Raw genomic sequence first — 14,421 nt, 5'->3', positions numbered from 1 at the left:
GCATGCGACGCATCCTCCTCACCCTCGCCTCCGCGGTCCTCATGCACTTCGGCACCGGTCTCCACCCCGTCTGGTGGCTCACCTGGCTCGCGCCGCTCCCTGTCCTGTTCCTGGCTCGCCAGGCGGGGAGGGGCACGGCTTTCGCCGCCGGGACGCTCGTCTGGCTCGCCGGTCAGGCGCAGATGTGGCCGTATTTCACCGGATCCCTGGAAATGCCGCCCGCGCTGGCCGCCGCCCTCATCGCCGGCCCCGCGCTCTGCTACGGCGCGGGCGTGCTGCTCTTCCGCACCCTGCTCGTGCGCGGCCGGGGGCTGCTGGCGGCGTCGGCCCTACCGGCCGTCTGGGTCACCACCGAGTACGTCATGAACCTCGCCGGACCGCACGGGGCCTGGTGGAGCCTGGCGTACACGCAGGCCGACCTCCTGCCCGTGCTGCAGACCGCCTCGGTCACCGGGGTCTGGGGCATCACCTTCCTCCTGCTGTTCGTGCCCGCCTCCATCGCGGTCCTGCGGCCACGCGCGGCGGTGGTCTCGGGTGTGCTGGTCGCGCTCACGCTCGGCCATGGTCTCCTCCGGCTCGCGACGCCCGCCGACACCGCAGGACGGAAGGTCGCACTGGTCGCGACGGACGATTCCCAGGATGTCCTCCACCGGTACGGCGAGGCGGTGGACGACGCGGCGGCCCACGGCGCGGAGGTCGTGGTGCTGCCCGAGAAGGTCTTCAGGACCGCCGACCTGCCGTTCGCCCGCCCGGGCGTGGAGGTGGTCGCGGGGATCGCCATGGAGACCAACAGCGCGGTGAGCTACCCCTCCGGCGTGCGCTACGACAAGCACCACATGATCCCGGGAGTGGAGGGCAGGTTCCGGCCCGGCACCGGCCTGGCCTTCCTCGACGGTCATCGGCTCGGCCTCATCATCTGCAAGGACCTGGACTTCCCCGGCCTGGTCAGGCAGTACGGCAAGGCCGGCGCCGCCGCCCTGCTCGCGCCGGCCTGGGACTTCGACCAGGACGCGTGGCTGCACAGCCGCATGGCGGTGGTGCGCGGCGTGGAGAACGGCCTGGCGGTGGCCCGCGCCGCGCGCGAGGGACTGCTGACGGTCAGCGACGACCGCGGCCGGATCCTGGCCGAAGGCCACAGCGCCAAGACAGGCATGACCGGCATGACCACGGTCACGGCCGCCCTGCCCCGGCAGGGCTCGGCCACCCTCTACACCGCCCTGGGGGACTGGGCCGCATGGGCCTCGGCAGGGTTGCTGCTGCTCGCGCTCGGTGCGCTGACCCGTACGAAACCCTCCGGCTCGGTGAGCGAGAACCCGGCCGGCGACACCGTGATGAGCCTGTCGACGCCGAGCTAGGTGTGCGGGCCGGCAAGCCCTCCATGTACCGGCCGCATCCTGACCGGCGTGGCGCGGCGCGATGTCGTCGGCTTCGTCCGGTTCGGCTACCTTTCGAGGGCAGGAATGAAGGACCGGACCTGACCGGGAGATCGCCCTCGGCAGGCGGCCGGGCTTCCGTTCCGCGGCCACGCACGCTCGCCGGACTCACCATGGAGCACCCGTTGATGGAGACAGGGCACCCTGATGGAGCCTGAGATCACCGGCCCGGCCTTCGGCGCCGGAGGGACTACTCCCCCGCGGCGGTCCAGGGAGGAACTTTCGGTGACCCGTTCGCCGGTCCGGGAGGCCTCGCGCGTGCCGGAAGGCATGAGGGCGCCGCTCGGCGGCGGTGTGCCCGAGGTCGCCCCGGCAGAGGCGTCCGCTCGGGGTGGTCGCGGGCGCACGTGGCCGCACCGGGCCGTCCTCGCCCTGGTCATGGTCGTGCAGGCACTGCTGTCGACGCGGCTGCACAACTCCGCCTTCATGGACGAGGCGCTGTACATCTACGCCGGCCGCATGGAGTTCGCCCACCTCCTCCACGGGGCCGCGGTGAACCCCTCGTACAGCAGCACATTCTCTGGTTCCCCCATGCTGTATCCCCTGCTCGCGGGGGCCATGGACGTCGTGGGCGGCCTGACCGGGGCACGCGCCCTGAGCCTTGTGTTCATGCTCGGCTGCACGGGCCTGCTCTATTCGCTGACCCGCCGTCTGTTCAGCGAGCGCGTGGGCCTGTTCGCGGCCGTCGTCTTCGCGGCCTCCCAGTCGACGATCGTGCTGGGCTGGTTCGCGACCTTCGACTCCGCGGCCCTGTTCCTGCTGGCCTTCGCCGCGTGGCTCGTGGTGCGCACCGCCCGGGCCGGCCCGTTCGCGGTCCTGTTCGCCGCGCCGGTCCTGGTCCTCGCCTTCTGCACCAAGTACGCCGCCGGCCTGTTCATCCCCACGGTGGTCGTACTGGCCGTTATTGTCGCCTGGCCCCATCAGGGCGTCCGCGCGCTCTGGCGCGGGGTGCTGCTGTCGGGCGCCGTGGGAGCCATCGGTGGTGCCGTGCTGTACGGCAGTTCCATCCTGGCGGGCATCCGGTTCACCACCACCTCCCGGCCTCACGGCACCAACTCCGCGAGCTCGCTGGTCGATGTGTCCGTCGAGTGGATGGGGTTGGCCTTCGTCCTGGCGTGCCTGGGGGCGCTGTCGTACGTGTGGCGCGGCCGGGTCGGCGAGGTCGCCTCCGCGGGCCGCAAGGCCGCCGGCGAGGTGCCGGGCAGGGTGTGGCGCGCGACGCTGGGCCTGCTGCTCTGCGGGACGGGCCTGCTGGCCCCGGCCTACCAGATCCATCTGTCGACCTCCGTGTCCCTGCACAAGCACGTCGGGTTCGGCCTGTTCTTCTTCGCCCCGCTGGCCGGGGTGGGTCTGTCCACGATCGTCGGCCCGTCGTTCCGCCGCACACCGATCGCCCTCCTCGTCGTCCGCGCCGCGATCGGCCTGGGGATCATCGGGTTCGCCTTCTCCTCAGGCGTGGCGCAGTCGCAGTGGCGCTATGCGACCTGGCCGGACTCGACGCGGCTCGTCGACCTGCTCCGTCCGCGGGTGAACGGCGAGGGCCGGTACCTGGCGGACATCGCGCAGGTGCCCACCTACTACTTCCAGGACGTCACCGACTGGAGCCAGTGGACGGGCACCTACCACCTCGGCTACACCGACGCCGAGGGCGTCGAGCACACCGATGCGGACGCCTACACGGCGGCCATCGGCGACGGCCGCTACGACCTGGTGGTGCTGCAGAAACCCGGAGTCTCGAAGTTCGACCCGGCCATCGCGAAGGCCCTGCCGAGCAGCGGCAGGTACCGCCTGTCCGCGGAGCTGCCGTTCTCCACGACCTTCGGCGACGGCTCCTACCAGGTCTGGACGAGGACCTCGGACTAGAGCCCCGGCACGCCGGGTGCAGGACGGCGCGCGCCCCCGCAGAGGGGACGCGCGCCGTCGAGGGGACGTCAGGAGATGGTGAGCGTGCCGTTGGAGTTGCGGGCGCAGGTGACGACCGTGCGGGGGGCGGCGGCGGTGAGGGCGCCGGTCAGGCACTGGCCGAGGACCACGTGGCCCGCGGCGTTGGGGTGCCACGACTCCTGGCAGGTCTGGAAGTAGGTGACGCAGGTGTTCGCCAGCCGCTGGATGCCGATCTTGTCCCAGCCGGACAGGCTGGTGACGGGCGTGCCGGACGGCCCGTCCTGCACCCGGAGCGGCGTGGCGAGCGCGCCGGTGGGGCTGCCGGGGTTCTCGCAGAGCCGGGCCCCGTCGAAGGCCTTCTGGACGTCCAGCACGCGCAGGTCGGCCGCCGGGCGCTCGGCGGCCAGCGTGGTGTAGGCGTTCTTGACCAGGGAGGCGAGGTTCTGGGAGAACACGTGCCCGGGGGCGAGGCTCGCGCGGTGGATCGGGCAGCCGGCGGCGTACCGCTCGGCGCCGAGGGCGCGGAACTTGTCGCGGGTGTCGGTGCGGTCGTCCTCGTCCCAGTACTGCGAGGCCACGTCGAGCGGCAGCGGGTTGGTGTAGGTCTGCAGGACCACCTGGTGGACGCCGTCGGCGTCGACCTGGTCGAGGGTGGTGAGGATCTGGCGCAGGGCGGCGGTGGTCTCGGTGGTCGCGGCGGCGACCTCGGCGTCGGTGGCCAGGTCCGAGACGGTGCAGGGCTCCTGCGGCACGTCGCCGTTCAGGTAGGCCCAGAACTCCCACCAGCCCGTCCAGGCGTCGGCGATGAAGCGGTTGGCGCACAGCTCCGCCACGTCGCCGAAGGTGAACTGGCTGTTGTTGGAGCCGAGGCCGATGAGGACGACGTCGATGTCGTGGGTCTGGGCGACGGCGCGCAACTGGTCGAGTTGCGAGGCGACGGAACGGCCCTTGGCGCGGGCGCTTCCGGGGTTGGCGATGTCGGCGGGCTGTCCTCCGGAGCACGCGAGGTTGAAGCGGTCCTGGATGCCGGAGAGTGACGCCTTGAACAGCGAGGCGTTCGCCGACCGGTGACAGAAGTAGGCGTTGCTGTTGGCGGCCGACCAGCCGGGGAAGCCCTGTGCCGTCCCGGAGGCGTCGGCGACGGGCTGGTAGTTCCCCGCGCCCTCCCCGCTGATGAAGCTGTCACCGAGCGCGACGGCGGCGGTGGGCAGAGCCGCCTGCGCCGTTCCGCCATTGATCACCTGGATGCCGACCGTGCCGATCAGGAGCGCGGCCATGGCTGCCACACGCCGGAGAACCCTCACAACTCCCCATTTCCCATTAAACCAGCATGAAATGACGGGCATTCGCATCACAACATGCCGTGCCGACGGCGTCAAGATCTCCGTCAGACCCGGCCGTTCCACCTAAGAGATCGCGGATCACGCTGATCGTCAAGCATGCGTTTGCTCACCCAGGTCCAGGGCCGTCCAGCGGGTGTGCTGATCCACAGGAAGACCGGCATCTCAGGCATGTACGGTGCTGGGAAGGGAGGGCATATGGCGGACGAGGGGCTCTCGACGATCGGCAGGTGCTACGCGTGCAAGCGCACCTTCGGTTTTCACCCCGCGAGGGTCATGACGATGATGATCGACCCTGATACCGGGCTTCCTCCCGGTATGACGGTTCTGGGGAGCTTTCGCGAGCCGACGCCGGAGGCGACGGCCAGGTCGGTCACGGAACCGATCTGCCCTGACTGCGTGGACAAGGCCAAGCGGTACCTGGAGTTCACGCAGCGGGCGGATCTGCGGTTCGAGACGTTCGAACGACCTGATCACCGCTGAACGGCCGGCTCGGGGTCACGCCGGTTCGTCCGGCGTCATTCACCCGGAAGGCTTGCGGGCGGCGAGGCGTTCGATGACGCCGAGTTTGAAGCGGTCGTGTCGTTCGACGGTCAGGCCCATGGCGCGGACCAGTGGGAGCGGCCGGCGGCGGAAGTGCTCGCCCTGCGCCGGGACGCTCACCAGGTCGGCCGCCGCCTGCAGCACCCTGACCGGCCAGGACGACGAGGCGACGTGGTCGGCCAGCAGCAACAGGCCGCCCGGCCGCAGCACGCGGTGCATCTCGGCGAGCGCACGCGACTCGTCGGGGATCGCGCACAGCGAGAAGGTGCAGACCACGGTGTCGAAGCGCGCGTCGGGGAAGGGCAGCGCCTGCGCGTCGGCCTGCCGCAGGTCGACCGGCACGCCCAGCGACTTGGCGCGGCGCCGGGCCTCCGCGAGCATCTCCTCGCTCCACTCCACGCCGGTGAGCCGCACGTCGCGCGGATAGTGGCCGAGGTTGAGGCCGGTGCCGACCGCGACCTCCAGCACCTCTCCGGACGCCTGCCGGCAGAGCCACTCGCGGGTGTCGCCGAACAGACGCCGCTCGGCGAAGGCCATCCGCCGGTCGTAGGTCACGGCCTGGGTGTCCCAGTACGTGCGCAACTTCAGGGCCCGCCCATCGGAGTCGGCCACCGCGTCACCAGCCCTTCTCCCGGTGCCCCGACCCTACCTACCGAGCCCGGGGCCCGTGCGCCGGCGGGCACCGCTCGAGCGGTCGTGGCACGGCGAACGGCTTCTTCCGGTCACATAGGGCCCCAAACCAGAGGGCTCGAACCCGAGGTCTGGTGGCGTGGTAACCGGTGGACGCGTCGCACAGTGAGACATATCCGGACATAACGTAATCGGGACTGATGTGGGGCGAAGCTTTGTGCCCCGGCCGGGGCCGCGGCAAGACTGGCGGAAGGAAGGTTCCACGGCTCGGCGCGGGCGTCTCGCCGCGCGGCCGACCGGCCCGGCACCGGGGCCACCGTCGTGCTCCCGAGTGACAGGAGACTCCATGCTCTTCTACGTCCAGATGAAGTGGAACCACGAAGGCAGGATCCACCTCGACGAACTGTGGGACATCGAGGTCGACGAGGCCGAACACGTCCTGAAGTCGATCGAGTCCGGGTTCTGCGTGGGCATCTGGAAGGTCGCCGCGCAGAAACGGCTGATCGCGATCGTCGACTCTCCCGACGCCGAGGAGCTGGACCGGACCGCCCTCGGGCGGCTCCCGATGCGGGAGTACCTCGAGTACGAGCAGGTCTGGCCCCTGCGGGACTACCTCGGCTTCGTCGAGGACGTGAAGAAGGGCTACCGGGTGTGAGCTTCGGCGGGCCGTGCGGACGCGTCTCCGGCCGCCGTCACGCGACCACCTTGTCCAGGAAGGAGTGCAGGTTGGCCCGCGTGCGGGCGACCTTCTCCTCCACGGTCAGGGACTCCTCGATGACCCCGCTCCCCGCGGTCTGCTTCTTGCCCCGCGTGTAGAGGGAGCAGGCCAGGTCGCCGCACAGGTACTGCCCCACCGAGTTGCCCTGGCGCCCCGCCTCGCCGGTCCGGCGCGCGGTCATCAGCCCGACGCCGCCGCCGGTCTGCGTGGTGAGGCACAGCGAGCACATGCTGCGCTGGGTGAAGTTGCGGAGCCCGCCGGAGGTCACCCGCAGCGCGATTCCTACGAGTCCGCCGTCGCGTTCGGCGACCACGTAGGCGCGCTCGGGCGCGCCCGGATCCCGCCATCCCAGGAAGTCGAGGTCTTCCCAGGGCAGGTCCGCGAGATCCTTGGGAAGGTTGGCGCGCTTGGCCTCTCCCTTGGAGCAGTTGACGAACGACGCACGGATGTCGTCCTCGGTTACCGGTCTCATGAGAGGTGAGGCTAGCTTTCCTTGTAGAGGTAGGCAAATGCTTAAAGGCTGTAAGTAAGCGAGAAGGGTGGCGCATGGCACGCGCGGGAGTGACCGCGGAACGCCTGACACGCGCGGCGGCGGACCTGGCCGACGAGATCGGCTTCCACAACGTGACCGTCTCGGCGCTCGCGCGCGGGTTCGGCGTCAAGCCCGCGGCCCTGTACGCGCACGTCAAGGACGCCCAGGACCTACGGGTCAGGGTGGCGTTGCTGGCCCTCGGCGAGCTCGCGGAAAGGGCCGCACGCGCGCTGGCCGGCCGCGCGGGCAAGGAGGCGCTGGTGGCCTTCGCCAACGCCTACCGGAGCTACGCCAAAGAGCATCCCGGACGGTACGCCGCCGCCCAGATCGAGCTCGACTGGGAGACCGCCGTCACCAGCGCCGCGGGCCGGCACTCGGACATGACCCGGGCGATCCTGCGCGGGTACGACCTGCCGGAACCCGACCAGACGGACGCGGTGCGCATGCTGCACAGCACCTTCCACGGGTACGTGAGCCTGGAGACGGCCGGCGGGTTCCGCCACACTCCGCGCGCGGCGGACGCCTCGTGGGCAAGGACGCTCGACGCCCTCGACGCCGTCCTCAGGAACTGGCCCCCCGCCTGACGACCGCCGGGCCCATCGTCCGCGGCTCCGGGTTCCCCGCGGCCGGCGTCCCCGAGGGACGCCGTCGCCGGGGAGGTCAGACCAGGCCGCGGCGGCCGGCCTGGGCGCCGGCCTGGAAGCGGGTCTCGGCGTCCAGCTCGTCGAACAGGTGGCGCAGACGGCGGCGGAGGCTGCGCGGGCTGGTGCCGAGCTGGCGGGCGATGGCGTCGTCCTTGAGTCCCGCCGACAGCAGCGCCAGCAGCCGGCGGTCCGCGAGGCCGAGCTCCTCCCCCTCCAGTCCCTCTTCCGGGCCGGTGGCGCGGGCCGGCTCGCGAGCGCCGGGCGATTCGGGGCCGCCGGTCGACTCGGGGCCGCCAGGCGATTCGGGGCCGCCGCGCGATTCGGGGCCGCCGGGCGATTCGGCGGCGCGGTCGTGGGCCGCGGGCCGCGGGTACACCGGGACCGCCTCGCGCCACACGCGCTCGAACAGCTCGACCAGGGCCACGACCATGGTGGACCCCCTGATCAGCACGCTGCGGCTCAGCGGCGGGTCCAGGTGCAACGGCATGATCGCCGCCCGGCGGTCGACGAGCACCATCTTGAACGGCAGCTCGGGCAGAATGCGCGCGTCCTCGCCCGCCCTGAGCTGCTCGTCCAGCTCGTCGAGCGCTCCGGCGTGCAGGAACGCCTCCCGCGCGTAGACGGCCCGGTAGCGGACGCCGGCGCGCAGGCGCTCGCCCTCCAGGGTGTTGCGGTAGTCCAGCACGTAGGGCGGCCGGTCGAAGGTCAGCACCTCCTGCTTGGCCTCCTGCTGCAGCCGGACGTACCACCGGGCGGTCTCCTCGGGACCGGCGAGGACCTCGAACTGGCCGCCTTCGGCCGGGTCCTGGCCGACGGTGCGGAAGGCGGCCTCCAGCGTGTCGGCCGTGTCGGTGAGCCGGTCCAGCTCGCTCTGCAGGCCGCGCACCAGCGAGCGGATCGCCGTTCCGGGATTGGTCGCCGTCCAGCGGGGCGATCGCCCCCACAGGCGGCTGACCATGCCCTTGGCGCGCAGCCTCCGCAGCGAGGACTGGATGCGGCTGGAGCTCTCGCCGCTGCGCATGACCAGCTCCTGCACCGTGATGCCGGGCGAGGCGAGCACGCCGTGGTAGATCCGCTCATCGAACGCGCTGATCCCCACAACCTCCAGCGCCGGGCCGTCATCGAGCACGCGTCCGATCTTGGCCAGTTCCGGCGGCTGCCGCAATAGGCCAGAGGATCACCTTGTCACCAAAATTCTCAAACAGTTAGAAATCGGGTCGTGCTTCAAAGAACCGCCTTTCTCGGCGTTGTGATAACGGCCCTGGTGACGGCCGCGGCGCCGGCCCAGGCCGCCCCCACCCCGACGCCCGCCCCCGCCGCCTCCCCCAAGACGCAGGCCGCCGCCAAGGCCGGCCCGCCCAAGACGATCACCCTCCTCACCGGCGACAAGATCACGCTGCGCACCCTGCCCGACAAGCAGGAGCAGCTCAGCGTCAAGCCGGGCCCCGGCAGGGAGAAGATCACCTTCACCCGGCGCCGGAGCCAGGACGGGCTCAGCGTCGTCCCCATGGACGCGATGCCCCTGCTGGCCGCCGGCCGGCTGGACCCCCGGCTGTTCAACGTCACCCGGCTCGCCGAGTTCGGCTACGACGACGCCGCCAGCCAGGCCCTGCCGCTCATCGTGACCTACGCCGGTGACGCCGCCGCGCTGCGCGTCGCGGGCGGGCGCCCGCTCCCGGCCATCAACGGCATGGCGCAGAGCGAACCGCACGCCGCCGCCGGCGCGTTGTGGAAGTCCCTGACCGCCCAGGCCAGGACGGCGGCGGCGCCGGAGAAGATCTGGCTGGACGGCAAGGCCAAGGTGTCCCTGGACGTCAGCGTCCCGCACATCGGCGCGCCCCAGGCATGGGCGGCCGGCCACACCGGCAAGGACGTCACCGTCGCGGTGCTGGACACCGGCTACGACCCCGGCCACGCCGACCTCTCGGGCCTGGTCGCCGGGACCGGGAACTTCACCGCCGAGCCCGACGTCCGCGACCTGCACGGCCACGGCACCCACGTCGCCTCCACGATCGCCGGTTCCGGCGCCGCCTCGGGCGGCAGGTACAAGGGCGTCGCCCCGGGCGCGAAGCTGCTGATCGGCAAGGTCTGCGACCAGACCGGCGACTGCCCGGACTCGGGCATCATCGAGGGCATGACCTGGGCGGCCGAGAAGGGCGCCCGCGTCGTCAACCTCAGCCTGGGCGAACCCGACGCTCCCGGGCTGGACCCGGCGGAGCAGGCCGTCAACGCGCTGTCGGAGAAGTACGGCACGCTGTTCGTCATCGCGGCCGGCAACGACGGCCCCCAGACGCTCGGCTCGCCCAGCAGCGCCGACCGCGCGCTGTCGGTCGGCGCCTCCTTCCGCGACGACGACACCGTCGCACAGTTCAGCAGCACCGGCCCCCGGCCCGGCGACGCCGCCGTCAAGCCCGACCTGATCGCGCCCGGCGTCGGCATCGTCGCCGCCCGGGCCGCGGACACCTACACCGGCGCCCCGGTCGACAACGAGTCGTACGCCGAGATGAGCGGCACGTCCATGGCCACCCCGCACGTCACGGGAGCGGCGGCGATCGTCGCCGGCATGCACCCGGACTGGAAGGCCGACCAGATCAAGGCCGCGCTGATGGCCTCCACCGCTCCCGGCGACGAGCTCGGCGCCTACGTCCAGGGCTCCGGCCGGGTGGACGTCGCCCGCGCCGTGGACCAGCGGATCACCACCGAGCCCGCCTCCCTGAGCATGGGCCTGATCGAGCTTCCCCACGCCGGCCCCGTCCGGCGCGCGCTCACCTACCGCAACGACGGCGACGCCGACGTCCGGCTCGACCTCGCCGTGACGGCCAAGGACGGCCACGGCAAGGCGGTCACGCCGTTCGAGCTCGGCCCCACCTCCGTGAACGTCCCCGCGCACGGCACCGCGCAGGTCCAGGTGAGCGCCGAACCGGGCGCGACCGGCATGTTCAGCGGCACGGTCATCGCCACCGGCGCCGGGACCTCGGTGCGCACCGGCATCGGCATGCAGGTCGAACCGGAGAAGCGCGGGCTCAAGCTCACCTTCACCGGCTCCGACGGCGAGCCCGCCGGCATCGCCCTGGCCGGCGTCATCGACCTCGACGCCAAGGAGCAGCGCAACTACGACGTCTCCACCGGCGCGCTGGACCTGCGGCTGGAGAAGGGGCACCGGTACACGGTCGTCACCCTCATGGCCGACCAGGACGGCGCCGTGGTGATGGCCGCGGACCCGGAGTTCACCCTCGACGGCGACCGCACGTTCGCCTCCGACGCCCGCAGATCCAAGCCGGTGGACGTGCGCACCGACGAGCCGACGGCACGGCTGGCGATCGGCATGCTCGGCATGCTCCAGCTCGTCGACGGCCTGCAGCCCTTCGGCGTGGACGTCGACCTCGGCGGCCTGTGGGGAGCCGACCACGTCGAAGGCGTCAAGGCCATCCCCACCACGCGCACGGCGAGCAAGAAGTTCGCCTACTACCGCTGGACCCAGTGGGCCAGGCCGAAGGGCGACGGGAGCTACGACGACAGCCCGTACTTCTACCACCTGATGAAGGCCGAGCCGCGCATCCCCGCCGATCCCGGCTACCGCCCGCGCCGCCGCGACCTCGCGGAGGTCACCTCCACCTACGCCGCCCAGCGGGACGGCAAGTTCGGCGAGCACTTCGCCCTGCCCGCGGTGTACGGGACCACGCTGGCCTGGATGCCGTACGGCGAGGTCTCCCGGTTCCCGCTCCCGTTCCGCCGGACCGAGTACTACACGCCCGGCGACACCGGCTGGTACCCCTCCTTCGTCCAGTACAAGCCGGCCGACGACGGCTGGGACAACCTCGACCAGTTCTTCTTCGGCCGGACCACCGTCTACCGCGCCGGCCAGAAGACCACCGACCGCTGGAACACCGGCGTCTTCGGGGCCTCCCTGAACCCCGACGGGGACTACTCCTGGCGCGAGGGCGACCTGCTGCAGGTCTCCGCCGCGCTGTTCGAGGACGGCGTGCCCGAACGCCACTCCTACGGCAGCTACATCGCCCCGCGGGCCAAGCTCTACCGCGACGGCAAGGAGATCTTCGCCTCCGACTACCTGCCCGGGAACGTCGAGCTGCCCGCCGACGGGAAGAAGGCCGACTACCGCCTCACGATGACCGCCGACCGCGACCCGGCCATGACCAAGGTGTCCACGCGGGTCAGCGCCGAGTGGCGGTTCAGGTCCAAGACGCCCGAGGCGGGCGAACGGGATCTGCTGCCGCTGCTGGCCGTCAAGATCAACCCCGAGCTGGACGAGCGCAACCGCGCGGCCGTGGGGCACACGCGCATCCCGCTGCACGTACAGCGCCAGGCCGGCTCGGCCGACCTGAAGGTCAGCACGCTGACCGTGGAGGTCTCCTACGACGACGGCCGCACCTGGCTGCCGACGCTGGTGCACCCCTCGGGCAAGGACGGCTGGTCGGCCGAGACCTGGACTCCGTCCGGAGCGCGGGGCGGGTTCGCCTCCCTGCGGGTCAAGGCCGCCGACACCGGCGGCAACGCCTTCAGCGAGACCGTCGTGCGGGCCTACGAGATCAAGTGACCCCCGGACGCCTCGCCGTGCCGCCTGGAGGTAGGTAGCCGATCACCAGGCCGGCCACGCGCCGAGGTGGACGCCCATCACCAGGAGAATCTCCGGCCGGGTGGAGACATGCCGTCTCCCCCCGGCCGGAGGTCCGCGTGGCCCCGGCACCGAGGTCGTCAGCGGCCCGGGTGTTCAGCGGCCCGGGTGTTCGGCCCGCTGGGAGAGGCGGTCGAGCCGTAGCTCGGCGACACCGCGATACGCCCTGCTCAGAGCGCGCGCGAGGGGCCCCTGGTGCTGGAACCCGTGGGTCACCGCGGTGCCGCCCTCTGCTCGCGGCCGCAGCAGCCACGTGCCGTTCTCGTGGAATCCGGGCAGGTGCCAGGCGGTGTCGATGCGCTCGTCCTCGATGGCCGTGTACTCCCAGTTCCCGCTGAGACCGCCGCGCACGGTTATGGGATAGGACACCCCGACGGCGGCGTGGCCGGGCCCGCCGAGGGTGAGGAAGGCCGGATTCCAGTCGGGCAGGGCCCGCGGGTCGAGCAGTATTTCGCGGACACGGGACAGCGGCGCGCGCACGAGCCGGGTCTCCTCTTGGACGGTCATCGCCGGGCCCCCTTCATTGAGTGTCGATGCGACGGGCCAGAGCCTGGCCGGAGGGCCGGCCGGCGACGAAGGCCCGCAGGAAATGAGTGAGCTGGCCGAGGTCGTGGCCTTCGGCCGCGGCGTCGATGGACCGGTAGAGAGCCTGTTCGATCTCGATGATCTGGCGGGCGAGGCGCAGCCCGTCCTCGGTGAGCGACAACTCGATGTGGCGGCGGTCCTGCGCCGACACCTGACGGTGGACGAGGCCCGCGGAGATGAGCCGGTCGACCAGACGGCTGGGGCTGTTGCCGCTCTCGCAGACCAGCAGTTCGCCCAGGCCGTTGAGGGTGAGCTGCCGGCGGTCCTGCAGAATGCGGATCACCTCGGCCTGGGAGGGGGTGACGCCGAGCGGCCGCAGGGCCTGGCTGAGCAGCCGGTTGCCCTCTCGCTGGGCGGCCAGGATGAGATAGCGGAGCTCTTCCGCGGGTCTCACTCGGCGCTCCCCCGCCGGTCCGCCAGAGCCCTGGTCACCGGGGCCAGCCGCGCCGCCGCCCCCGGATCGTGGGCGGGAAGGACGACCAGGTCCGGGTGCCGTTCACGCAGCAGGTTGATCGCCCTGGTGCTCTCGTTCAGGTGCCGCCTGCTTCCCACGCCCGGCACCTGCCCTTCGTGCAGCAGGTGATCGTCGTAGGTGAGATCGCCGACCATGAGCAGCGGCGGCTGCCCGGGGACCCGGACCAGCAGCGACAGCGAGCCGGGGGTGTGACCCGGGGTGGGCAGCACGACCAGGCCGCCGTCGCCGAACAGGTCGTGGCCGGTCGTGAAGGGCGCGGTCTCCGGATCGTCGATGGGACCGAGATCGACCTGACGCCAGCGCAACCCGGGAAGATCGATGTGGGAGCGGAGCAACCCGCGCGGTCCCGGTAGGGGCCGGCCGAGGCTGCGCCATTCCTCGCGGCTGATCACGATCTCGGCGCCCGCCAGTTCGGGCAACCCTCCGATGTGGTCCTGATGCAGGTGGGAGAGCACGGCGACGCGCACGTCGGCGATGTCGTAGCCGATGGCGGCCAGCCGCGCCGTAAGGGTCTCCTCGGGGCGGATCTCGAAGCGGGCCAGCTTGTCGAACACCGCTCCGGTGACGCCGCCGGGGAAGTAGCCCGGGTCGGTCACCGACGCGCGGTCCTGACCGGTGTCGAACAGCACCAGCCCGTTCTCGTGCTCGATCACATAGACGTTGATCGGCCGGGGGGCGGTCCACCGGCGCGAGGTGAACAGCCACCAGTACAGCGGCTTGCGGGTGGGCCCGACATGCTCGGGGTGGATGGACACCGTTCCGGTGGAGACCACGGAAACCTGCCTGACGGGGCTGACCCTGTCCTTCGTCTCGCTTCTCACGAAAGTTACATTACACGACATGTATGTCGTATCAACTATTTCCGCGGCCCGCGGGCGGAGACGCGAACGGACCGGGGGACGCACGTCGGAAGCGGCGCGATGCCGCGCCGGCGGGGGGCGGACCGGCCGATGTCAGATCGTGATCACGGACGCCACCCCCGGTCGGCGACGATCGTGGCGCTG

13 protein-coding genes are annotated in these 14,421 nt (G+C 71.5%); 6 read left to right on the top strand and 7 right to left on the bottom strand.

The genetic code is table 11. The annotated features are described in order from the left end of the window. Window positions 1-2: 2 nt before the first annotated feature. Together ACFQSB_RS06405 and ACFQSB_RS06400 are read left to right on the top strand one after the other, a co-directional pair. Window positions 3-1,355 carry a nitrilase-related carbon-nitrogen hydrolase gene (locus tag ACFQSB_RS06405; protein WP_380824887.1) on the top strand — a complete coding sequence of 451 codons (1,353 nt, stop codon included), beginning with the start codon at window positions 3-5 and terminating at the stop codon, window positions 1,353-1,355. A gap of 303 nt (window positions 1,356-1,658) precedes the next feature. Continuing rightward, window positions 1,659-3,296: an ArnT family glycosyltransferase gene (locus ACFQSB_RS06400; RefSeq protein WP_380824886.1), complete on the top strand. Its 1,638-nt coding sequence runs from the start codon at window positions 1,659-1,661 to the stop codon at window positions 3,294-3,296. 68 nt (window positions 3,297-3,364) lie between these two features. Here ACFQSB_RS06400 and ACFQSB_RS06395 read toward each other — a convergent pair whose 3' ends face one another. Further along, entirely contained in the window at window positions 3,365-4,603 is a 1,239-nt protein-coding gene (locus tag ACFQSB_RS06395) for an SGNH/GDSL hydrolase family protein (protein ID WP_380824884.1), read from the bottom strand. Window positions 4,604-4,756: 153 nt separating this feature from the next. Here ACFQSB_RS06395 and ACFQSB_RS06390 point away from each other — a divergent pair, with 153 nt between their 5' ends. Beyond that, complete coding sequence (locus ACFQSB_RS06390; protein ID WP_380824882.1) at window positions 4,757-5,140, top strand: hypothetical protein; 384 nt, start codon at window positions 4,757-4,759, stop codon at window positions 5,138-5,140. 39 nt (window positions 5,141-5,179) lie between these two features. Here ACFQSB_RS06390 and ACFQSB_RS06385 read toward each other — a convergent pair whose 3' ends face one another. Next, window positions 5,180-5,812, bottom strand: coding sequence for a class I SAM-dependent methyltransferase (locus tag ACFQSB_RS06385; protein WP_380824880.1), 633 nt, complete (start codon window positions 5,810-5,812; stop codon window positions 5,180-5,182). Window positions 5,813-6,176: 364 nt separating this feature from the next. Here ACFQSB_RS06385 and ACFQSB_RS06380 point away from each other — a divergent pair, with 364 nt between their 5' ends. Then, complete coding sequence (locus tag ACFQSB_RS06380; RefSeq protein WP_354838641.1) at window positions 6,177-6,485, top strand: muconolactone Delta-isomerase family protein; 309 nt, start codon at window positions 6,177-6,179, stop codon at window positions 6,483-6,485. A gap of 37 nt (window positions 6,486-6,522) precedes the next feature. Here the strand turns inward: ACFQSB_RS06380 and ACFQSB_RS06375 are convergent, their stop codons facing one another. After that, window positions 6,523-7,020, bottom strand: coding sequence for an FBP domain-containing protein (locus ACFQSB_RS06375; RefSeq protein WP_354921969.1), 498 nt, complete (start codon window positions 7,018-7,020; stop codon window positions 6,523-6,525). A gap of 74 nt (window positions 7,021-7,094) precedes the next feature. Between ACFQSB_RS06375 and ACFQSB_RS06370 the strand changes: the two genes are divergently transcribed. Beyond that, complete coding sequence (locus ACFQSB_RS06370) at window positions 7,095-7,664, top strand: TetR/AcrR family transcriptional regulator (protein WP_380824878.1); 570 nt, start codon at window positions 7,095-7,097, stop codon at window positions 7,662-7,664. A 76-nt stretch (window positions 7,665-7,740) separates the two neighbouring features. Here ACFQSB_RS06370 and ACFQSB_RS06365 read toward each other — a convergent pair whose 3' ends face one another. Continuing rightward, the gene (locus ACFQSB_RS06365; protein ID WP_380824877.1) at window positions 7,741-8,889 is read right to left on the bottom strand and encodes a TrmB family transcriptional regulator; all 1,149 of its coding nucleotides are present in this window, start codon (window positions 8,887-8,889) and stop codon (window positions 7,741-7,743) included. A 54-nt stretch (window positions 8,890-8,943) separates the two neighbouring features. On the opposite strand from ACFQSB_RS06365, the gene ACFQSB_RS06360 reads away from it, so the two are divergent. Then, the gene (locus tag ACFQSB_RS06360; RefSeq protein ID WP_380824875.1) at window positions 8,944-12,279 is read left to right on the top strand and encodes a S8 family serine peptidase; all 3,336 of its coding nucleotides are present in this window, start codon (window positions 8,944-8,946) and stop codon (window positions 12,277-12,279) included. Between the two features lie 174 nt (window positions 12,280-12,453). Here ACFQSB_RS06360 and ACFQSB_RS06355 read toward each other — a convergent pair whose 3' ends face one another. Genes ACFQSB_RS06355 through ACFQSB_RS06345 form a run of 3 tightly spaced genes read right to left on the bottom strand, consistent with a single transcriptional unit; the run spans window position 12,454 to window position 14,238 of the window. Beyond that, window positions 12,454-12,864: an SRPBCC family protein gene (locus ACFQSB_RS06355; protein WP_380824873.1), complete on the bottom strand. Its 411-nt coding sequence runs from the start codon at window positions 12,862-12,864 to the stop codon at window positions 12,454-12,456. Window positions 12,865-12,877: 13 nt separating this feature from the next. Then, entirely contained in the window at window positions 12,878-13,336 is a 459-nt protein-coding gene (locus tag ACFQSB_RS06350) for a MarR family winged helix-turn-helix transcriptional regulator (RefSeq protein ID WP_354838623.1), read from the bottom strand. Next, window positions 13,333-14,238 carry an N-acyl homoserine lactonase family protein gene (locus tag ACFQSB_RS06345; RefSeq protein ID WP_380824870.1) on the bottom strand — a complete coding sequence of 302 codons (906 nt, stop codon included), beginning with the start codon at window positions 14,236-14,238 and terminating at the stop codon, window positions 13,333-13,335. The genes ACFQSB_RS06350 and ACFQSB_RS06345 overlap by 4 nt, the downstream gene beginning before the upstream one ends. Window positions 14,239-14,421: the final 183 nt, after the last annotated feature.

It is taken from the genome of Sphaerisporangium rhizosphaerae, assembly GCF_042665155.1.
In the GTDB taxonomy this organism is placed as follows: Bacteria; Actinomycetota; Actinomycetes; order Streptosporangiales; family Streptosporangiaceae; genus Sphaerisporangium; species Sphaerisporangium rhizosphaerae.
This window is presented reverse-complemented; position numbering and strand designations above follow the sequence as displayed.

Coding starts and splice junctions, on each gene's coding strand:
- ACFQSB_RS06405 (WP_380824887.1), top strand. CDS start 3: ATGCGACGCATCCTCCTCACCCTCGCCTCCGCGGTCCTCATGCACTTC.
- ACFQSB_RS06390 (WP_380824882.1), top strand. CDS start 4,757: ATGCGTTTGCTCACCCAGGTCCAGGGCCGTCCAGCGGGTGTGCTGATC.
- ACFQSB_RS06380 (WP_354838641.1), top strand. CDS start 6,177: ATGCTCTTCTACGTCCAGATGAAGTGGAACCACGAAGGCAGGATCCAC.
- ACFQSB_RS06375 (WP_354921969.1), bottom strand. CDS start 7,020: ATGAGACCGGTAACCGAGGACGACATCCGTGCGTCGTTCGTCAACTGC.
- ACFQSB_RS06370 (WP_380824878.1), top strand. CDS start 7,095: ATGGCACGCGCGGGAGTGACCGCGGAACGCCTGACACGCGCGGCGGCG.
- ACFQSB_RS06355 (WP_380824873.1), bottom strand. CDS start 12,864: ATGACCGTCCAAGAGGAGACCCGGCTCGTGCGCGCGCCGCTGTCCCGT.